Origin of the sequence: Amycolatopsis sp. NBC_01488, assembly GCF_036227105.1 — a bacterium.
Lineage (GTDB): Bacteria > Actinomycetota > Actinomycetes > Mycobacteriales > Pseudonocardiaceae > Amycolatopsis.
This window is the reverse complement of record NZ_CP109434.1, coordinates 6,810,265-6,829,230: the sequence shown is the minus strand read 5'-3', so window position 1 is coordinate 6,829,230 and position 18,966 is coordinate 6,810,265. Positions and strand designations below refer to the sequence as shown.

General features: G+C 70.9%; 19 protein-coding genes. 9 read left to right on the top strand and 10 right to left on the bottom strand.

All coding sequences use genetic code 11. The features are described from left to right. Positions 1-3: 3 nt before the first annotated feature. The 3 genes from OG738_RS32525 (at position 4) to OG738_RS32515 (ending at position 3,984) form a co-directional block, all read left to right on the top strand. The gene (locus tag OG738_RS32525) at positions 4-2,007 is read left to right on the top strand and encodes a glycoside hydrolase family 31 protein (RefSeq protein ID WP_329046732.1); all 2,004 of its coding nucleotides are present in this window, start codon (positions 4-6) and stop codon (positions 2,005-2,007) included. A 120-nt stretch (positions 2,008-2,127) separates the two neighbouring features. Next, a complete protein-coding gene (locus tag OG738_RS32520; RefSeq protein WP_329046730.1) occupies positions 2,128-3,369 on the top strand; it encodes a glycosyltransferase 87 family protein in 1,242 nt (413 codons plus the stop codon). Positions 3,370-3,378: 9 nt separating this feature from the next. Next, the gene (locus tag OG738_RS32515) at positions 3,379-3,984 is read left to right on the top strand and encodes a TetR/AcrR family transcriptional regulator (protein ID WP_329046728.1); all 606 of its coding nucleotides are present in this window, start codon (positions 3,379-3,381) and stop codon (positions 3,982-3,984) included. A gap of 21 nt (positions 3,985-4,005) precedes the next feature. On the opposite strand, the gene OG738_RS32510 is transcribed toward OG738_RS32515, so the two are convergent. Beyond that, positions 4,006-4,563: a YceI family protein gene (locus tag OG738_RS32510; RefSeq protein WP_329046726.1), complete on the bottom strand. Its 558-nt coding sequence runs from the start codon at positions 4,561-4,563 to the stop codon at positions 4,006-4,008. A 107-nt stretch (positions 4,564-4,670) separates the two neighbouring features. Between OG738_RS32510 and OG738_RS32505 the strand changes: the two genes are divergently transcribed. From OG738_RS32505 to OG738_RS32495, 3 genes are read left to right on the top strand one after another with little or no spacing between them, the layout of a single operon-like run. Continuing rightward, a complete protein-coding gene (locus OG738_RS32505) occupies positions 4,671-5,147 on the top strand; it encodes a MarR family winged helix-turn-helix transcriptional regulator (protein ID WP_329046724.1) in 477 nt (158 codons plus the stop codon). Between the two features lie 8 nt (positions 5,148-5,155). Next, entirely contained in the window at positions 5,156-6,139 is a 984-nt protein-coding gene (locus OG738_RS32500) for a glutathione S-transferase family protein (protein ID WP_329046722.1), read from the top strand. A gap of 22 nt (positions 6,140-6,161) precedes the next feature. Further along, positions 6,162-6,944 (top strand): SDR family NAD(P)-dependent oxidoreductase, encoded by a 783-nt coding sequence (locus OG738_RS32495; protein WP_329046720.1) that lies wholly within the window; start codon positions 6,162-6,164, stop codon positions 6,942-6,944. 40 nt (positions 6,945-6,984) lie between these two features. Here OG738_RS32495 and OG738_RS32490 read toward each other — a convergent pair whose 3' ends face one another. Together OG738_RS32490 and OG738_RS32485 are read right to left on the bottom strand one after the other, a co-directional pair. Then, on the bottom strand, positions 6,985-7,485 hold the full coding sequence (locus OG738_RS32490) for an LmrA/YxaF family transcription factor (protein ID WP_442875824.1): 501 nt from the start codon (positions 7,483-7,485) through the stop codon (positions 6,985-6,987). After that, the gene (locus tag OG738_RS32485; RefSeq protein ID WP_329046718.1) at positions 7,418-8,071 is read right to left on the bottom strand and encodes a GNAT family N-acetyltransferase; all 654 of its coding nucleotides are present in this window, start codon (positions 8,069-8,071) and stop codon (positions 7,418-7,420) included. Before OG738_RS32485 ends, OG738_RS32490 begins: the two co-directional genes overlap by 68 nt. A gap of 254 nt (positions 8,072-8,325) precedes the next feature. Here OG738_RS32485 and rox point away from each other — a divergent pair, with 254 nt between their 5' ends. From rox to OG738_RS32470, 3 genes are read left to right on the top strand one after another with little or no spacing between them, the layout of a single operon-like run. Next, on the top strand, positions 8,326-9,750 hold the full coding sequence (rox, locus tag OG738_RS32480; protein WP_329046715.1) for a rifampin monooxygenase: 1,425 nt from the start codon (positions 8,326-8,328) through the stop codon (positions 9,748-9,750). A gap of 29 nt (positions 9,751-9,779) precedes the next feature. Continuing rightward, a complete protein-coding gene (gene helR / locus OG738_RS32475) occupies positions 9,780-11,936 on the top strand; it encodes an RNA polymerase recycling motor ATPase HelR (protein ID WP_329046714.1) in 2,157 nt (718 codons plus the stop codon). A 13-nt stretch (positions 11,937-11,949) separates the two neighbouring features. Then, complete coding sequence (locus OG738_RS32470; protein WP_329046711.1) at positions 11,950-12,606, top strand: hypothetical protein; 657 nt, start codon at positions 11,950-11,952, stop codon at positions 12,604-12,606. 3 nt (positions 12,607-12,609) lie between these two features. Here OG738_RS32470 and OG738_RS32465 read toward each other — a convergent pair whose 3' ends face one another. From OG738_RS32465 to OG738_RS32435, 7 genes are all read right to left on the bottom strand, one after another. Further along, complete coding sequence (locus tag OG738_RS32465; protein WP_329046709.1) at positions 12,610-12,837, bottom strand: hypothetical protein; 228 nt, start codon at positions 12,835-12,837, stop codon at positions 12,610-12,612. Between the two features lie 76 nt (positions 12,838-12,913). Further along, the gene (gene groL / locus OG738_RS32460; RefSeq protein WP_329046708.1) at positions 12,914-14,605 is read right to left on the bottom strand and encodes a chaperonin GroEL; all 1,692 of its coding nucleotides are present in this window, start codon (positions 14,603-14,605) and stop codon (positions 12,914-12,916) included. 11 nt (positions 14,606-14,616) lie between these two features. After that, positions 14,617-15,642: an NAD(P)-dependent alcohol dehydrogenase gene (locus tag OG738_RS32455; RefSeq protein ID WP_329046706.1), complete on the bottom strand. Its 1,026-nt coding sequence runs from the start codon at positions 15,640-15,642 to the stop codon at positions 14,617-14,619. Beyond that, a complete protein-coding gene (locus OG738_RS32450; RefSeq protein ID WP_329046704.1) occupies positions 15,639-16,349 on the bottom strand; it encodes an iron-sulfur cluster assembly protein in 711 nt (236 codons plus the stop codon). Before OG738_RS32450 ends, OG738_RS32455 begins: the two co-directional genes overlap by 4 nt. Next, positions 16,346-17,383, bottom strand: coding sequence for an amidohydrolase family protein (locus OG738_RS32445; protein WP_329046702.1), 1,038 nt, complete (start codon positions 17,381-17,383; stop codon positions 16,346-16,348). Before OG738_RS32445 ends, OG738_RS32450 begins: the two co-directional genes overlap by 4 nt. A 41-nt stretch (positions 17,384-17,424) precedes the next feature. Further along, positions 17,425-17,796, bottom strand: coding sequence for a propane 2-monooxygenase effector subunit MimD (gene mimD / locus OG738_RS32440; protein ID WP_329046700.1), 372 nt, complete (start codon positions 17,794-17,796; stop codon positions 17,425-17,427). Beyond that, positions 17,793-18,962, bottom strand: coding sequence for a toluene hydroxylase (locus OG738_RS32435; RefSeq protein ID WP_329046698.1), 1,170 nt, complete (start codon positions 18,960-18,962; stop codon positions 17,793-17,795). Before OG738_RS32435 ends, mimD begins: the two co-directional genes overlap by 4 nt. Positions 18,963-18,966 lie beyond the last annotated feature (4 nt).

The following is an 18,966-nucleotide window of genomic DNA, read 5'->3' as shown; positions in this document are numbered from 1 at the left end:
CGCGTGATCACGTCCGAAGACGGCCGTTCGCTCGAAGTCACCGTGCGGCACGAGGTGCTGCGCGTCGAGCCGTGGGGCGACGGCAGCGTGCGCGTGCGCGCCGGGCGGCACCGCATCCTCGACGACGTGCCGGGGGCGCTGCTGCCCGCGAAGCCGTCGACCGCCACCGCCTCGGTCGACGGGCGCACCGGCCTTCTGGTCAACGGCGCGCTCACCGCGATCGTGGAGATCGCCGACACCGACACCGGGATCGACGCGCAGCTGCGGTTCGTCCGGTCGGATACCGGCGAGGAGCTGCTGGCCGAGCAGCGCGCGCACTTCTGGTGGCCCGGCGCGCGGCTGTTCATGCCGTCGCGCAACGGGTACGGCCGCCTCGAACAGCGGTTCACCGCCTACGACGACGAGCGGCTCTACGGCCTCGGCCAGCACACGCACGGCCGGCTCGACCAGAAGGGCCTCGTGCTCGACCTGGTGCAGCGCAACGCCGAGGTGTCGGTGCCGTTCCTGCTGTCCAGCCGCGGCTACGGGTTCCTCTGGAACAACCCGGCGGTCGGCCGCGTCGAACTGGCCGCCAACGGCACCCGCTGGGTCGCCGACGACGCGCGTCAGCTCGACTACTGGGTCACCACCGGCGACGGCCCGCGGGAGATCCTCGGCCACTACGCCGACGCGACCGGGTACCCGCCGATGCTGCCGGAGTGGGCGGCCGGGTTCTGGCAGTCGAAGCTGCGCTACCGGACGCAGGACGAGCTTCTGGAGGTCGCGCGGGAGTACCACGCGCGCGGGTTGCCGCTGTCGGTGATCGTGGCGGACTTCTTCCACTGGACGCACCTCGGCGACTGGCGGTTCGACCCCGCCGAGTGGCCGGACCCCGCCGCGATGGTGCGGGAGCTGGACGAACTCGGCGTCAAGCTGATGGTGTCGGTGTGGCCGTCGGTGAGCCCGCTGTCGTCGAACCACCGCGAGATGCACGAGAAGGGGCTGCTGGTCGCCGCCGAGAACGGGGTCCCGGCGCACGCGCCGTGGAAGGACAAGGGGTTCGACGTCGAGATGCCGGTGGCGTTCTACGACGCGACCAACCCGGTGGCCCGGCAGTTCGTCTGGAGCAAGGTCAAGGAGAACTACTACGACCTGGGCGTGCGCGCGTGGTGGCTCGACGGCGACGAGCCGGAGATCCAGCCCGGCCACCCGCACAACCTCGGCTTCCACGCCGGGCCCGGCTCGGAGGTGGTCAACCTCTACCCGCAGGCGAACGCGCAGGCCTTCCACGACGGCATCCGCGCCGAAGGCGACGACGAGGTGGTGCTGCTCAGCCGCTCGGCGTGGGCGGGCAGCCAGCGGTTCGGGGCGGCGCTGTGGTCGGGCGACATCCCGGCGACCTGGGCGTCACTGCGGACGCAGGTCCGCGCCGGGCTCAACGTGGCGCTGGCCGGGATCCCGTGGTGGACCACGGACATCGGCGGCTTCCACGGCGGCGACCCGGCGTCGCCCGAGTATCGCGAGCTGATGGTGCGGTGGTTCCAGTACGGGGTGTTCTGCCCGCTGTTCCGCCTGCACGGTTTCCGCGACCCGCGGCCGCCGTTCGGGCCGTCGATGACCGGCGGTCCGAACGAGGTCTGGTCCTTCGGTCCGGAGGCGTTGCCGGCGATCACCGAATCGCTGCGGCTGCGGGAGCGGCTGCGGCCGTACCTGATGGCCCAGATGCGGGTGGCGCACGAGCAGGGCGTGCCCCCGATGCGCCCGCTGTTCGTCGACTTCCCCGCGGACGCTTCGGCGTGGGACGTCTCCGACCAGTTCCTGCTCGGGCCGGACGTGCTGGTCGCGCCGGTCCTCGCGCCGGGGCTCACCGCGCGGCGCGTGTACCTGCCCGCGGGTGCGTCGTGGACGGACGCGGTGACCGGCGCCCGCCACGACGGCGGCGTCACGGTCGAGGCCGAGGCGCCCGCGGAGCGGATTCCCGTGTTCCTGCGCGACGGTGCGGAGGTGCCGATCACCGGTCGCGAGTGACGAGGGCACGTTCGTCCGCCGTCGGAGGGGACAGCACGACAGAAGAACCGCCGGCGACCATTCCTCCCTAGCCTGTTCGGACGGGCTCATTCGATCGACAGGGATGGAAGGGGCCACGACATGGTGGACGTGGATGCCCGGCGCGACGACACGACCCGATGGCACCGGCTCGCCGGGAACATCACCGGGTGGCACGGCCTGCTGGCTCTGCTGGCCGTCGGCGCGGCGGGCGCCGTCCTCCTCCGCTACCCACGCGCGTTTCTCGGCGTCGACTTCGACGTCTACCGGGGCGCGGGAGCCACCGTCCTCGACGGTGCCCCGCTGTACGGCTTCACCTCGCCGTTGAAGCTCCCGTTCACCTACCCGCCGATCGCCGCCGTGCTGTTCAGCCCGCTGGCCGTGCTGCCGGCCGCGATCGCGGCGGCCGTCTGGACGCTGATCTCGGTGCTCGCGATGGAGGCGGTGATCTGGTCACTGCTCCGGCCGCTCGGCGTCACCGATCCGGCGGCACGCGTCCGGTGGACGGCGGTCGCCAGCCTGGCCACGCTGCCGCTGGCTCCGGTCACGTTCAACCTGTGGATCGGCCAGGTCAACCTGATCCTGCTCCTGCTGGTGATCGCCGACCTGGTCGGCGCACGCGGCCGGTTTCGCGGGGTCGGGGTGGGCATCGCGGCGGGCATCAAGCTGACCCCGCTCATCTTCCTCCCCTACCTGCTGTTCACCCGCGGCCGGCGCGCGGCCGGTACCGCGGCGCTGACCTTCGCCGCCACCATCCTGGCCTGTTTCGTGCTGCTGCCCCGGGATTCCGTCGAATACTGGTTCACCGAGCTGTGGGACTTCAAGCGGGTGACGCAGATCCCCGACGACAAGGTGGCCCGCACCCTGAACGCCTCGATTCGCGGCGTGCTCGACCAGCTGGAGGTCCCGCACGCCGGCGCGATCTGGCTGGTGCTCGCGGCACTGGTCGGCGTGGCCGGGCTCGCGGTCGCGGTCCGGGCGAGCCGCCGCGGGCACGACTTGGCCGGCATCCTGGCGGGTGCCATCACCGGGCTGCTGATCTCACCGGTCTCGTGGATCTTCCACTGGGTGTGGTGCGTCCCCCTGCTGGTGATCTGGGCCGTCCGGGCCTGGCGCGGCCACCTGCCCGCCGAGAAGGCCGGCGTCGTCCTGGTGTGGCTGGCGTTCCTGGCGTCGTCGTGCTGGATCGTCCTGCAAACGCTCAGGGTGCCGCACCCTGGCGAGCTGGCCACGCTGTTCGGCAACTACCTGTACGTGCTCATCGGCCTTCTCACCCTCGGCGCGCTCGCGGCGGGGACAGGCCGGGATCGTCCCGCCGGAGCGCGCACGACGAGACCTGATTAAACTGGACCGGTGAGTCCAAAGCTGACCCCGAAGGGCGTCGCGACGCGGCAGCGGATCATCGAGGGCGCCGCGGCGGAGATCCGCGAGCGCGGTGTCGCCGTCACGACGCTCGACGACGTGCGGGCGCGCACGGGCACCAGCAAGAGCCAGCTCTTCCACTACTTCCCGGACGGCAAGGAAGAGCTGCTGCTCGCGGTGGCGCGCCACGAAGCCGACCAGGTCCTGGCCGTCCAGCAGCCGCAGCTGGGCCGGCTGACGTCGTGGGCGGCGTGGAAGCGCTGGCGCGACACCGTCGTCTCGCACTACGACAGCCGGGGGCAGCACTGCCCGCTCAACGTGCTGATCTCCCAGCTCGGCCGCGCGACGCCGGGGGCGCAGGCCGTGGTGAGCGAGCTGCTGCGACGCTGGCAGGACGAGATCGAGGCGGGCATCCGCCACCTGCAGGACGCCGGCCAGGTGAGCACGGACGTCGACGCCGGGCGCACGGCGGCCGCCCTGCTGGCTGGGATCCAGGGCGGCGTGGTGGTGATGCTGTCGACCGGCGGCATCGAGCACCTGGAAGCGGCGCTCGACGTCGGGATCGCGAACCTGCGGGCGAGCGGGAACCGGCGCTGAGGCCGGCTCCCGCTCCCGAAGTCAGGCGTTCTTGATCGCGGAGATCTCGAACTCGAGGGTGACCTTGTCGCTCACCAGGACACCGCCGGTCTCGAGGGTGGCGTTCCAGGTGATGCCGTAGTCCTTGCGGCTGATCGTGGTGGAGCCCTCGAAGCCGATCCGGTCGTTGCCGAACGGGTCCTTGGCGGAGCCCTCGAACTCGAACGGGATCGTGACCGACCGGGTGACGTCCTTGATCGTCAGGTCGCCGGTCACGTCGAAGGAGGTCTCGCCGGTCTGCTTGATCTCGGTGGAGGTGAAGGTGATCTGCGGGTACTCGTCCATCGACAGGAAGTCGTTGCTCTTCAGGTGACCGTCGCGGTCGGCGTTGCGGGTGTCGATGCTGTGGGCCTGGATCGTGACCTGGACCGACGACTTCTCCGGGGTGTCCCCGTCGATCGTCGCGGCGCCGGTGAACTCGTTGAAGCTGCCGCGGACCTTGGTCACCATGGCGTGCCGGGCGACGAACCCGATCCGCGAGTGGGCGGCGTCCAGGGTGTACTCACCGGTCAGCTGGGGGTAGGTGGTCGCGCTGGTCATGCTCGTCTTCTCTCCTCGTCGGGGCGACCCCCAGGTGATTGAGGGTTCAACGACACTGTACTCACTTTGGCTGGTTGCGCAAGCAAGCTTTCGCATACACTCGCCGTATGGGTGAACTGTCCGCGCTCGATCCCGACGAAGCGCCGTTCTGGCGGTCCTTGATGCGCATCACGACCGCGCTGCCGCGGGCGCTCGAGGACCAGTTCCTGCCCGAGACCGGGCTCACCGTCAGCGACTACGGTGTGCTCGTCGCGCTCTCCGAAGCGCCGGACCACCTGCTCCGCATCTCGGCACTGGCCGCGACCACCGGGCTTTCGCTGAGCCGGATCAGCCGGGTCGTCGACGACCTCACCCGCCGCGGGCTGGTCGAGAAGCGGCGCTGCAAAGAGGACGGCCGCGCGTCCAACGCCGTGCTGACCGGCGCCGGATTGGCCAGACTGGAGGCGGCCTACCCGGGCCACCTCGCCCGCGCGCGGGCCTGGGTGTTCGATCACCTGAGCACCGAAGACATCCGCACGGCCGGGCCGGTGCTGGCCCGGCTGGCCGCGGCGCTGGACGCCACTCCCCCGACCGACGACTGCTGAGGACGCCGATGACCGACCAGGGCGAGTACAAGCGCGACCTGAACTACCTTCCCGACCGCATCACCGCCGACGGCCGCGACGGCTGGCCGGTCGAGCCCGGGCGCTACCGCCTGGTCGTCGCGCGGGCGTGCCCGTGGGCCAACCGCGCGGTGATCGTGCGACGCCTGCTCGGCCTCGAACCGGTGCTGTCGATGGGCATCGCCGGGCCGGTGCACGACGAGCGGAGCTGGAGCTTCGACCTGGATCCGGGCGGTCGCGATCCGGTGCTCGGCATCGAGCGGCTGCAGGAGGCGTTCTTCAAGCGCGACCCGGAGTACCCGCGCGGCATCACCGTGCCGGCGTTCGTCGACGTCCCGAGCGGCCAGGTCGTCACCAACGACTTCGCGCAGATGACGCTCGACATGTCCACCGAGTGGACCGCGTACCACCGCGACGGCGCGCCCGAGCTGTACCCGGAGAAGCTGCGCGACGAGATCGACGACGTCGCGCAGAAGGTGTTCACCGACGTCAACAACGCGGTCTACCAGTGCGGGTTCGCCCGCTCCCAGGAAGCGTACGAGCACTCCTACCGCAAGCTGTTCACGCGGCTGGACTGGCTGTCCGAACGGCTCGCGAACCAGCGCTACCTGGTCGGCGACACGATCACCGAGGCCGACGTCCGGCTGTTCACCACCCTCGTCCGGTTCGACGCGGTCTACCACGGCCACTTCAAGTGCAACCGGCAGAAGCTCACCGAACTGCCGGTGCTCTGGGCCTACACGCGCGACCTGTTCCAGACGCCCGGGTTCGGCGACACCATCGACTTCCCGCAGATCAAGGAGCACTACTACGTGGTGCACAAGAACCTGAACCCGAGCGGGATCGTCCCGCTGGGGCCGGACGTGTCCGGCTGGCCGACGCCGCACCACCGCGAGGAGCTGGGCGGCCGCCCGTTCGGCGACGGGACCCCGCCGGGCCCGCCGCCGGAGGCCGAGAGGGTGCCCGCGCTCTGAGTTCTTGGCTACGGTGATCGCCATGGAACGCCTGCGCGATCGCCGCATCCTGGTCACCGGTGCCGGCTCCGGCATCGGCCGGGCCACCACATTCCGCCTGCTGGAGGAGGGGGCCCAGGTCATCGGCACCGACGTCTCCGAAGAGGGGCTCATCGAGACCCAGAAGGCCGCGAGCCTCGGCGGCCTGACGACGTTCGTCATGGACGTGGCCGACGAGGCGTCGGTCGAGTTCGGGGTGACTTCGGCGGTCGACGCGCTGGGCGGGCTCGACGTGGTGGTCAACGCGGCCGGCATCCTGCTGGCCTCGCACACGCACGAGACGTCGCTGGAGCTGTGGAACCGCGTGCTGACGGTCAACCTGACCGGCACGTTCCTGGTGACGCGCGCGGCCCTGCCGTCGTTGCTCGCCTCGGAGCACGGCGTGGTGGTGAACTTCAGCTCGACGTCGGCGTCGTTCGCGCACCCGTACATGGCGGCCTACTGCGCGAGCAAGGGCGGCATCCAGGCGTTCACGCACTCGCTGGCGCTGGAGTACAGCAAGCAGGGCCTGCGTGCGGTGAGCATCGCGCCGGGCAGCGTGAAGAGCGGCATCACGGACTCGGCGGCGAGCTGGCTGCCCCAGGACACCGACTTCTCGCTGTTCGGCCGCCTGCTGCCGATCCTCCCGGCGGATTTCACGACGGAGGTGGGCAACCCGGTGGCCGGCCCGGAGACGGTGGCGGGCGTGGTGGCGATGCTGGCCTCCGACGACGGCAAGTTCATCACCGGCACGGAAATCCGCATCGACGGCGGCACCCACACTTAGGCCGTCTCGGGAATCCCGGACGGAGTCTTTCCGCGGCCCCCTAGGACACCGCGCCGTCGAGGAGGGGGCGCAGCTCCGCGACCACCGTGTCGAGCGGTGCGACGTCCCGGTGCGCGCGGGCCAGGACGATCGCGCCCTCCAGGGCGCTGAGCATCAGCACCGCCAGTGACGTGCTGCGAGCCGACGGCACGCCCAGTTCCTCGAGCGCCGAAGCGACCGGACGCTGCCAGCCGTCGAACGCCTTGCCGACCGCCTCCCGCAGGCTGTCGCTGGTCGCCGCGGTGTCGGCGACCGTGGCGACCAGTGGGCAGCCGCCGTCGAAGCCCTGGGCCGTGAACTCGTCGCGCCACTGAGCGGCCATGGCCTCGAAGAGCTTGCCGGGCGTCGGATCCGTCAGCTTCGCCAGCACGCGCTCGACGCGCCGCGCCGCGTACCCTCCCGCCCACGCGACGGCTTCGGCGATCAGCTGGTCCTTACCGCCCGGGAAGTAGTGCTGCAGGGACCCCCGCGGCGCCTCGGCGTGCGCGACCACGTCCCGCATGCCAGTTGCCCCGACACCCTGGATCCGCACCAGCTGCGCGGCGCTGAGCACCATCCGCTCCCGCGGCGTCCTGGTCATCGACCGCCTCCTTCATGACACCTGTCATGGTAGCCCAGTCCGGGACGACCAGGGCGAAGTCCCGCTCGCCGCGTTCGTACGTCGGCACGGGCCGGAACCCTTGGCGCAGCAGCAGCGTTTCCGCACCGGTGTTGCCGGCCCGCACGGTGGCCCGCACCGTCCAGCCCGGCCACTGCCCGGACGCCCACAGCCAGCGCGTCAACGCGCTGCCGATTCCCTGTCGCTGCCAGGGATCGGCGACGAGGACGCCGATCTCGGCTTCGCCCGGGGTCTCCGCGACGAAGTTGAGCAGCCCCACCGGCCGCCCGTCGCGAACGGCCAGCAGCGCGGGCGTTCCCGCCAGCAGGAACCGCCGGTAGCGCCGGAAGACGTCGCCCGGCTCGGCCGGGCCGCCCATCAGGAACCGCAGCCGGAGGCTCTCCGGCGAGCAGGCCGCGACCAGCGCGGCGACGCGCTCCCGGTCCGCCGGGTGGTCACCCAGCTCCCGGATGTCTATGACAGCTGTCATAGCTCCATCAGACCACAGTGCGACGCGAAGCACACTATGACAGCCGTCATAGACCGGCCGCGAAGAGCAGGCCGAAACCTGGTACGAAGGGCTGGATCTGGGAAGACGTCCCGGAGACGGAGGGAGGAAAACCACTCCCCTCCATGTTCAACGTATAGCGCACCCCCGGGCTTGCGGCAAGACCCCCGTCGTGCCGCACAATTCTCGGCCGTAGCCACAACCTGCGGAAACGCGGGGAAGTCAAGGGGGTTTTCTTGTTCGACGTGATCATCGCCGGCGGCGGGCCGACCGGCGTGATGCTGGCGGCGGAGCTGCGGCTGCACGGGGCCGACGTCGTGGTGCTCGAGCGCGACGCGGAGCCGACGAAGGTCGTCCGCGCGCTCGGCCTGCACGCGCGCAGCATCGAAGTGATGGACCAGCGGGGGCTGCTGGAGCGGTTCCTCGAGCTGGGCACGAAGTACCCGGTCGGGGGTTTCTTCGCCGGGATCCCGAAGCCGTCGCCGGAGAAGCTGGACACCGCGCACGGCTACACGCTCGGCATCCACCAGCCCGTCATCGACCGCCTGCTGACCGAGCACGCGATCCAACTGGGCGCCGAGATCCGGCGCGGCCGCGAGGTGATCGGGCTGGCGCAGGACGACGAGGGCGTCACGGTCGAGCTGGCCGGCGGAGAACGACTGCGGGCGCGGTTCCTCGTCGGCTGCGACGGCGGCCGCAGCACCGTGCGCAAGCTGCTCGGCGTCGGCTTCCCCGGCGAACCGAGCCGGATCGAGACGCTGCTGGGCGAAGTCGAGGTGGCCGTCTCGCGGGAGGAGATCGACACCGCGAACATCGAGGTCCGCAAGACCCAGAAGCGGTTCGGCTTCATGCCCGTCGAGGGCGGCACGTACCGCGTCGGCGTCCCGGCCGACGGGGTCGCCGAGGACCGGCGGACCGCGCCGACCCTCGACGAACTCAAGGAGCAGCTGCGGAAGGTCGCCGGCACCGACTTCGGCGTGCACTCGCCGCGCTGGCTCTCGCGCTTCGGCGACGCCACCCGGCAGGCCGAGCGCTACCGGGTCGGCCGGGTGCTGCTGGCCGGCGACGCGGCGCACATCCACCCACCGGTCGGCGGGCAGGGGCTCAACCTCGGTGTCCAGGACGCGTTCAACCTCGGCTGGAAGCTGGCCGCGGCGGTCGCCGGCTGGGCGCCGGACGGGCTGCTCGACAGCTACCAGGCCGAGCGCCACCCGGTGGCCGAGGAGGTGCTGAACAACACGCGGGCGCAGATGGAGCTGATGCTGCTCGAGCCGGGCCCGCAGGCCGCGCGCCGGCTGGTGGCGGAGCTGATGGAGTTCGACGAGGTCAACCGGTACCTCACCGAGAAGATCATCGCGATCGGCATCCGCTACGACTTCGGCGAGGGGCACGCTCTGCTGGGCCGTCGGCTGCGGGACGTCGAGCTGAAGCAGGGCCGGCTCTACGGCCTGATGCACGAAGGCCGCGGCCTCCTGCTCGACCAGACCGGCTCGCTTTCGGTGGCGGGCTGGGAAAAGCGGGTCGACCACGTCGTCGACGTCAGCGAAGAGCTGGACGTGCCCGCGGTGCTGCTGCGGCCGGACGGCCACGTCGTCTGGGCCGGCGAAGACGGGGCCGAGCTGCCCGGCGTGCTGCGGAAGTGGTTCGGCGCGCCCGCCTGACCGCTGTCGTCCGAGAACGAAGAGGAAAATTGTCTCAGGGGTACGAAGAAGAACTGCGGTCCGAACGCGACCACGTCGCCGGGCTGTACGCGCGGCTCGACGCCGAGCGCGCGCGGGTGAAGGGCGAGTACGAGGCGGCGCTCGGCGGCAAGGGCGTCGGCGCCATGGAACGGGACGTCGGCGTGCGCGCGCTCGGCCGGCAGGTGCAGCGGCTGGACGTCGTCGACAACGGGCTGTGCTTCGGGCGGCTGGACGCCGTCTCGGGCGAGCAGTCCTACATCGGCCGGATCGGGCTGTTCGACGAGGAGGACGAGTACCGGCCGGTGCTGCTCGACTGGCGGGCACCCGCGGCCCGCCCGTTCTACACCGCCACCGGCGCCCACCCGGAGGACATGCGCCGGCGGCGGCAGTTCCACACGCGCGGGCGGCGGGTGCTCGGGTTCACCGACGAGGACCTCGGCCGTCCGGGCGGGGACGCGCAGGGCGACGCGGCGCTGCTCGCCGCCGTCAACGCGCCGCGCGGCGAGGGGATGCGCGACATCGTCGCGACGATCCAGGCCGAGCAGGACGAGATCATCCGGCTCGACCACCCGGGCGTGCTGGTGATCGAAGGCGGCCCGGGCACCGGGAAGACGGTCGTGGCGCTGCACCGCGTCGCGTACCTGCTCTACACCCAGCGGGAGCGGATGGAACGCCACGGCGCGCTGGTGGTTGGGCCCAACCCGGCGTTCCTGGACCACATCGGCCGCGTCCTGCCCTCGCTGGGCGAGACCGACGTCGTGTTCACGACCACCGGCGGCCTCGTCCCCGGCCTGCGCGTCACCGCCGAGGACGCCCCGGAAACCGCGCGGCTCAAGGGATCGCTGAAGATCCTCGACGTGCTGAAGGCCGCGGTCGCCGACCGGCAGCGGCTCCCGGCCGAACCGGTGCCGGTCGTGCTCAAGGACGTCACCGTGCGGATCGACGCCGAGACCGCCGAGTGGGCCCGGCAGGAAGCCCGCGACAGCGGGCTGCCGCACAACGAGGCGCGCGCGGTGTTCACCGAGATCGTCACCTACGTGCTCACCGAACGCGCGCTCGGCCGGATCGGGCAGGGCTGGCTGAGCCGCGACGACCGCGACGAGTGGGAGAGCATGCGGAAGGGCCTGCTGGAAGACCTCGCCGGGGACGAGAAGTTCACCGCCGCGCTCGACGAGCTGTGGCCGATCCTGACGCCGGAAGCCCTGCTGTCGTCGCTGTACACGGCCGCCCCGGCGGATTCGGGGCTGTTCCGGGCCCGGGGTGACGCCTGGACCGTGTCGGACGTCCCGCTGCTCGACGAGCTGACCGACCTGCTGGGCCGCGACAAGACGGCCGAGAAGGCGGCCGACGCGGCGGCCGCGCGGGAGCGCAAGGCCGAGGCCGAGTACGCCGCCGGCGTCTTCGAGACGATGAAGCTGGACCGGGAGGAGATGGACGAGGACGTCATGCTGTCCGCGGAGAACCTGCTCTACGCCGAGGATCTCGCGGACCGGTTCGTCGAGCACGACACGCGCACGCTCGTCGAACGCGCCTCGGCGGACCGGGACTGGACCTACCGGCACGTCGTCGTCGACGAGGCCCAGGAACTGTCCGAAATGGACTGGCGGGTGCTGATGCGCCGCTGCCCGGGCCGGTCGTTCACGGTGGTGGGCGACCTCGCCCAGCGCCGGTCGGCGGCCGGGGCGCGGTCCTGGGGCGCGATGCTGGCGCCGTACGTCGCCGACCGGTGGGCCTACCGGTCGCTCACGGTCAACTACCGCACCCCGGCGGAGATCATGGCGGTCGCCGCGGCGGTGCTGGCGGACTTCGCCCCGGACGTCGTGCCGCCGGAATCGGTGCGCGCGTGCGGGGTCCCGCCGTGGTCCCGGCAGGTGACCGAGGAGGAACGGGCCACGGCGATCGAGGAGTTCGTCCGCGAGGAGGCCGGGCGCGCCGGCACCAGCGTCGTGATCGGGCCGCCGGGCGTGCCGGGCGCGGTGCCCGCGTCGGACACGAAGGGCCTGGAGTTCGACGCGGTGCTGGTGGTGGAGCCGGGCGCGATCCTCGCCGCCAGCGCGGCCGACCTCTACGTCGCGCTCACCCGGGCCACCCAGCGGCTCGGTGTGCTGCACGAAGGCGCGTTGCCGCCGGCGCTGAGCGGGCTCGCGGAGGTCGTCCGCCGCTAGGCACGGTTCGCCGGTGGGGAGCGCGGGTACGTTGCGGGCGCCCGCGCTCCCCACCGCGAAAGGCGTCCCGATGCAGCTCTACGCCGAACGGCCGATCCGCCGCACCGCCCAGCTCGTCAGCGACCTGCTCGCCCTGCTGCTCGTGATCCTCGCGGTCTGGCTGGGGACGTCGGTGTACGACGAGGTGATGAAGCTGCGGGCGCCCGGCGACGGGCTGGTCGACGCGGGCACGGGGCTGCGCGGGACGTTCGACGACGCGGCCGGCTCCGCGGGCGGGATCCCGCTGATCGGCGACGCGCTGGCCAAGGCGCTGCACGGCGGGTCGGCCGCCGGCACCAAGCTCGTGAACGCCGGGCACTGGCAGATCGACGCGGTGGAGAGCCTGGCGTGGTGGATGGCGGCGATCGTCATCGCGCTGCCGGTGCTCACGCTGGTGGTGACGTGGCTGCCGCTGCGCTGGAACTTCACCCGCCGCGCGACGGCGGCGGCCCGCCTGCGCGCCCTCGGCGACGAGGGGATGGACCTGCTGGCGCTGCGGGCGTTGACGACCCAGCCGGTGCGGCGGCTGGCGTCGGCGGGCGAGGTCGCCACCGGCTGGCGACAGCGCGACCGCGACGTCATCGAGAAGCTGGCCGGCCGCGAACTGGCCCGCCACGGCCTCGTCGGCTGAGCGTCAGCGCGGGCCCTGGCGGCGGCCGACCGAGCGGCCGACGAAGAACCCCAGCAGCAAGCCCACCACCAGGCCGACCGCGATGAAGAAGATCACCGTCGCCGCGGCGATCTTGCCCACCGTGCCCAGGAAGCCCTTGGCCTCGAACTCGCTCACCGTGGCCAGCGCCTGGACCATCGCGTAGTGCGTCATGATCTCCAGGGTGGCACCGGGGCCGGCCGCGCGCAGCACGGGAAGGTCCCCTCACCGGCGCTCAGGACGCCGGCGAGGGGACCTCCGTTCTCCGTGGGCTCGAGCGGACGAAGGCTCAGCCGACGGAGGGGCCCATCCCGAGGGACTGCGGCGTGCTCGCGTCGGGCGAGGGCTGGTGCAGGCCCTCGTCCAGCGGGCCGAACTCGGTCATCAGCGCCGCGCTGCCACCCCACGGGGTCTGCTCCTCGGCGATCAGCGAGTTCGTCGTCAGCAGCAGGCCCGCCACCGACGCCCCGTTCTGCACCGCCGAGCGGCACACCCGCAGCGGGTCGACGACGCCCATCGCGATCATGTCGCCGTAGCGGTCGTGCAGCGCGTCGAAGCCCTCGTCGTCGCCGAGCTCCCGGGTGCGCGCCACGATCTCGTGCGCCGGGTGGCCCGCGTTGTGCGCGATGAGGAACGCCGGTTCGGCCAGCGCCCGCCGGACGATCTCCACGCCGATCGCCTGGTCGCCTTCCAGTCCCAGCTCCTCCAGCGCCTTCTCCGCGTGGAGCAGTGCCGCTCCCCCGCCGGCCACGATGCCCTCGGCCATCGCCGCCCGGGTCGCCGACAGGGCGTCCTCGACCCGGTGCTGCAGCTCCTTCAGCTCGGCCGGGGTCGCCGCGCCGACGCGGACCACCGCGACCTTGCCGGTCAGGGCGCCGATCCGCTCGGTCAGGACGTCTTCGTCGACGCCGAACTGCGCGCGCTCCAGCTCCGCGCGCAGCTGGCCGACCCGGAACTCGACGGCGTCGGACGAGCCCGCGCCGCCGACGATCGTGGTGCGGTTCTCGGTGACCCGGACCTGCTTGGCCCGGCCGAGGTGCTCCAGCGTCATCGTCTCCATCGAGAACCCGGACTGCCGCGAGAGCACCGCGCCGCCGACGATGGCCGCGAGGTCCTCCAGCTTGTGCAGCCGCCGGTCGCCGAAGCCGGGCGCGCGGACCGCGACCGACTGGAACGTGCCGTTCAGGTGGTTGTGCACCAGCATGGACAGCGCGGTGCCTTCGATCGTCTCGGCGATGACGACGAGCGGCCGCGGCGCGCGCATCACCTTGTCCAGCAACGGCATCAGCTGCTGGACCTTGGTGATCTTCTCGGCGCACATGAGGATGTACGGGTCGTCGAGCACCGCCTCGAGCCGGCCCGGGTCGGTGACCAGGTACGGCGAGAGGTAGCCGTTGTCGAACTCGAAGCCCTCGACGAAGTCGACGCTCATCCCGATCGACGGCGACTCCTCGACCGTCACCACCCCGCCGTCGCCGACGGTGTGCAGCGCCTTCGCGATGACCGCGCCGACCGTGTCGTCGTCGTTGGCGGAGATCGCCGCGACCCGCGCGTAGTCCTGTTCGGACACCACCGGGTGCGCCTGCTTCTCCAGGTGCGCCACCAGCAGCCCGACGGCGTGGTCGATGCCGCGCTTGACGAGCACCGGGTTGCCGCCGCCCGCGATCGCCCGCATGCCTTCGTGGACGATGGCCTGGGCGAGCACGGTGGCCGTGGTGGTGCCGTCGCCGACGACGTCGTTGGTCTTGATCGCCGCTTCCTTGACCAGCTGCGCGCCCATGTTCTCGAACTGGTTCTTCAGGTGGATCTCGCGGGCGATGGTGACGCCGTCGTTGGTGACCACCGGCGAGCCGGTGATCTTCTCGATGATCACGTTGCGGCCCTTGGGACCCAACGTGGACTTGACCGCTTCGGCCAGCTTGTCGACGCCCGCCAGCAGCAGGTCGCGGGCGTCCGAGCCGAACCGCAGTTCCTTCGCCATGTTTCCTGCTCCTAGGGGGTGAGGATGGCCCGACCGCGCACGCGACCGGCGTCGAGGTCGGCCAGTGCGTCGAGAGCCGCGTCCAGCGGGTACTTCTTCGTGTGGAGCGTGACCTGCCCGGCCTGGGCGAGCACCATCAGCTCCACCAGGTCGTTGTAGGTGCCGACCAGGTTGCCGATGACGTTGCGCTCGGTGGAGATGATGTCGATGGTCGGGATGTCGATGTTGCTGCCGTAGCCGATCACGAAGTGCGACCCGGCGCGCCGGGTCATCGCGAACGCGTCCTGCTGGGCACCCTGCTCGGCGACGAAGTCGAGCACGACCTCGGCACCGTTGCCGCCGGTCAGGTCGAGCACCGCGTCGACCTGCTTGCCGTCGCCCAGCACCGTTTCGTCGGCGCCCAGGGTGGCGGCCAGCTCCAGCGCGTCGGCGTTGCGGTCGACCACGATCACGCGGGTCGCGGTGAGGGCCTTGAGCGACTGGATGCCGATGTGCCCGAGGCCACCGGCGCCGTTGACGACGCAGGTGGTGCCCGGGTACAGCAGCGGGACGGCCTTGCGCACCGCGTGGTAGGCGGTGATGCCCGCGTCGGCGAGCGCGGCGACATCACTGGGCTGGGTCGCCGGGTCGAGCTTGATGCACGCCCGCGCCGACGTCAGCAGGAATTCCGCCATGCCGCCGTCGGAGTCGATGCCCGGGAAGCTCCCGTTCGGGCAGTGCATGTCGTCGCCCGCGCGGCAGGCGTGGCAGAGCCCGCACGTCGGCGTCGGGTGCAGGATGACCGTGTCGCCGACCTCGACGTTCGTCACCGCCGGGCCGACCTCGTGCACCCAGCCGGCGTTCTCGTGGCCGATCGTGTACGGCAGCGTGACGCCGGACTTCTCGGCCCACTGCTCCTCGATGATGTGCAGGTCGGTGCGGCACACGCCGGCGCCGCCGATCTTGACCACGACGTCGAAGGGCCCGGTCGCGCGCGGCTCCGGCACTTCTTCGATCACCGGGTGCTGGTGGTACTTCTGCAGCCGCACGGCCTTCATCCCGTGCCCTCCTCTTCAGCGGTCAGGGAATACCGCGCGCGCAGCATGCCGCGGCACACCCCGGAGTTGGCTTCCATGCTCGTGCGGGTCAGCCGGGCGAAGGCCAGGTGGCGCTTCGCGTCGGCGGGGTCGACCGCTCGCCCGGTGGCCGGGTCGAGCAGCAGCGGGTCGCCGTCCTCGGCGGGCAGGCCCAGTTCGCGGCGGCGCGCCCGCAGCCGCTCGAGGTCCGGGCTCGGCGGGACGTCGCCGAGGGTCAGCGACCGCGGGTCGCGGCCACCCAGGGACCGGCAGACGCGGTCGGTGCCGGCCAGCACGGCCTTGCGCACGAAGTCGTGGCGCAGGCTGTCCAGCTCGTCGACGGCCTCGCCTTCGAACGACGCGACGAACCCCTGCCGCGCCGCCACCCCGCGGTTGATGACGTCGGCGGCGAAGTGGTCGTCGAGCCGGATGTCGAGCCCGGTCAGGCCCGGCACGCCGGCGACGGCGTCGTAGGCGTCCGCGACCATCAGGAACGCGAAGTTGGGCGCGCAGAAGTACGTCGGCAGCCGCAGGCGGATGACGGCGTGGCCCGCCGCGCTCACCTCGCAGCGGGCCACGAACCCGAGGTCGGTGAGGGGTTCGTCCAGTTCGGGATCCCGGACGGTGCCCAGCGCCGACCACACCGCGGCGTGGTCGGCGCGGACGATCCGGTCGTCGAGGGCCGTCACGGGTTCGGCACGCCGACGGGCTCGACGTCCTTCGGGTTCGCGAGTTTCAGCTCCGAGGGAACGTCGATGTCGTACAGGCGGGCGGCGTTCAGCCCGAGGATCTTCTTCTTCTGGTCGACGGTCAGCGGCGGGAAGTCCGACAGCTCGTCGTCACCGGGCATGTTCCAGTCGACGAAGCCCTCGACCTGCCACTTGGGCTCCCAGATCGCGTAGTCGGCGCCGAAGATCAGCTTGTCCTCGCCGAGCCAGAACATCAGCTCGCCCATGACCTTCGCGAAGAACTTCGGGCGGGCGTGCATCAGGCCGCCGACCACCACGGCCAGGCCCGCGTAGACGTTCCGCTCCTGGGTGGCCATGAAGCAGAAGTCCTCGATGCGCGGCAGGCCGACGTGCTCGACGATGAAGTTCAGGCCCTGGAAGTCGGTCGCCACGTGGTCCACATCGGACACGTCGAAGGCGTCCTTGTCGAGCGGCCAGATCGTCGGGCCCTTGTGGATGTGGACGTTCTTGACGCCCAGTTCCTCGCACTTCTCGAGATACCGGGCCGCTTCCGGGTCCTTGAGGCTCCAGCCGCGGGAGTCGCCGCGCCACTCGGCCGTGTAGAGCTTGACGCCCTTGCAGCCATAGCGCTTGACGCGCTCCTCGAACGCCTTCAGGCCCTCGTCGCCTTCACGCGGGTCGAAGGTGGTGTTCACGAGGAACTTGCCGGGGTGCTTCTCGGCCAGCGCCGCGTCGGCTTCGGTGGTGTTGAAGCCGTTCTTGTACCACTGCCGCAGGTTCGTCGGCTGGAAGATGGCCGTGTCGACGTGCCCGACCTCGAACAGGTCGTGCATCATCAGTTCCTCGGAGTACTTCTGGAACCGGTCGATCGGCCAGTGCGTCTCCTTCGGGCCCAGGCCCTGGTAGGCGTGGAAGCACTCGATCCACCCCTTGGCGTATTCCTCCTGGCCCTTGACCCAGTTGTCCGGGCTCGCGTCCCAGAAGTGGGTGTGGGCGTCGACTACGAAGTACTTTTCGCCGTCTTTTTCGTACATGGGTGATCCTTCCTGAGCGGATCGAGTGCTTCCAGCTGGGGTTACTTGATGACCTTGAGATCGAAGTCGAGGTATTCGGCCGCGTCCTCCGGGTTGGCGAACATGATCGTGCGGTCGTCTTCGTGGATCATCCGCCCGTAGTGGGTGGACATGCTCTCCTCGAACTCGGCCGCGTTGAACCAGCCCTCTTCCTCGCCGGCGGCCTCGTCGACCTCGGCGTACACCAGGTCCGTCCGGCCCTTCGCGTCGACGCGGATCATCGACGGCAGCGGTGTCACGGTCACGTTGTCCTTGGTGGACATGACCTCGGCGACGATCGCGCCGACCTGGTTGTTCATCAGGGTGAACCCGCACATGTTGGACGCGGTGTTGTTCGTCTTGAACGGGCTTTCCGCGGTCTTGAAGACAGTCACTGGCCCAGCTCCTCGGGTGCCTTGAGGCCCAATTCGGACAGGATTCCGGCGAACCGGCTCTTCGCCCGGTCGAGGCCGTCCTCGAACCGGATCGGCTTGGCGTCGGGCTGCGACCACAGCGGCTGCAGCGCGCGGGCGGCGGCGATGCTCTTCGGCACCCAGTCCTCGAGCCACTTCTGCAGCAGCGCCTGGTTGTGCCCGGCGAACTCCTTGTCGTTGATCAGCAGGTGGAACATCGCCTTCGTGTAGCGGAGGTCGCGTTCGGAGAAGTCGAACTCCTCGGCGCCGATCAGCGTCGGGGTGACGAAGTCGCCGTTCGCGGGCGCGGCCTGCTGGACGAGGTTGCTGCGGAACAGCTCGCCGACCAGGGGCTCGAAGACGATGTTCGCGGCGAAGATCGCCTCGCACCAGTCCCAGATGCCGGTCAGCTGTTCGGCGGTCTCCCGCACGCCCTGCCAGGCCGGGTCCTCGGCCCACGTCGTCAGGTGCGCCGAGCCGTCGAAGCCCTCGACCTCTTCGGTGAGCGTCAGGTTGTACAGCGCCAGGTCCTGCGCCGCGCGGATGCGGTGCATGCTGTTCACCGAGATCGCGTTGTTGTGCATGTTCGTCGGCGCACGCCGGTTCGCGTTGGCGTACAAGTAGAGGCCGAGGCCGTGGTCGACGTGCATCCACGCGCCGACGTGCTTGGCGACGAAGTCGATCCAGTTGCGGTTCCACTGCTCGAACGCCTTGGCCTGCCGCGCGGCGTCGACGTTCTGGTTGAGCTGGCGCACGACGTTCGCGTTGTACCGGTAGAGGGTGAGCTCCCACTCCTCGTTGGGGTCGCGGAACTCGTGCCAGCCGAGGGCCGGCCAGTCGTAGCCCTTGCCGCCGGAACCGGGGCTGCGTTCGGGCACCGGCCGGTCCGAACCCCACGCCTTGAGCGCGGTCCACTCCAGCGGGTACCCGGCCTTGCCGTCGGCGAAGGCGTAGAGCCAGCCCTGGGACAGGTAATGGCGCGGGTCGGGCTGGACCTCGACGGTGACGTCTTCGTAGTGGCTCTGCTTGCGCTTGGCGGCGCTGAAGTAGTTGAACCGCCGGGCGTCGGAGTCGGGGAAGACCTTCGCGCCCGCCTCGGCGTCGGTGAACGTCGGCTTCGGCACGCTGCGTTCTTGGGTGGCTGTCATGGGT

Bases quoted from the DNA above. Each gene is read 5' to 3' on its own strand.
- OG738_RS32520 (WP_329046730.1), top strand. From the start codon at position 2,128: ATGGTGGACGTGGATGCCCGGCGCGACGACACGACCCGATGGCACCGG.
- OG738_RS32455 (WP_329046706.1), bottom strand. From the start codon at position 15,642: ATGAAGGCCGTGCGGCTGCAGAAGTACCACCAGCACCCGGTGATCGAA.
- OG738_RS32485 (WP_329046718.1), bottom strand. From the start codon at position 8,071: ATGACAGCTGTCATAGACATCCGGGAGCTGGGTGACCACCCGGCGGAC.
- OG738_RS32505 (WP_329046724.1), top strand. From the start codon at position 4,671: ATGGGTGAACTGTCCGCGCTCGATCCCGACGAAGCGCCGTTCTGGCGG.
- groL (WP_329046708.1), bottom strand. From the start codon at position 14,605: ATGGCGAAGGAACTGCGGTTCGGCTCGGACGCCCGCGACCTGCTGCTG.
- OG738_RS32445 (WP_329046702.1), bottom strand. From the start codon at position 17,383: ATGTACGAAAAAGACGGCGAAAAGTACTTCGTAGTCGACGCCCACACC.
- OG738_RS32500 (WP_329046722.1), top strand. From the start codon at position 5,156: ATGACCGACCAGGGCGAGTACAAGCGCGACCTGAACTACCTTCCCGAC.
- OG738_RS32435 (WP_329046698.1), bottom strand. From the start codon at position 18,962: ATGACAGCCACCCAAGAACGCAGCGTGCCGAAGCCGACGTTCACCGAC.
- OG738_RS32510 (WP_329046726.1), bottom strand. From the start codon at position 4,563: ATGACCAGCGCGACCACCTACCCCCAGCTGACCGGTGAGTACACCCTG.
- OG738_RS32490 (WP_442875824.1), bottom strand. From the start codon at position 7,485: ATGCGGGACGTGGTCGCGCACGCCGAGGCGCCGCGGGGGTCCCTGCAG.
- OG738_RS32495 (WP_329046720.1), top strand. From the start codon at position 6,162: ATGGAACGCCTGCGCGATCGCCGCATCCTGGTCACCGGTGCCGGCTCC.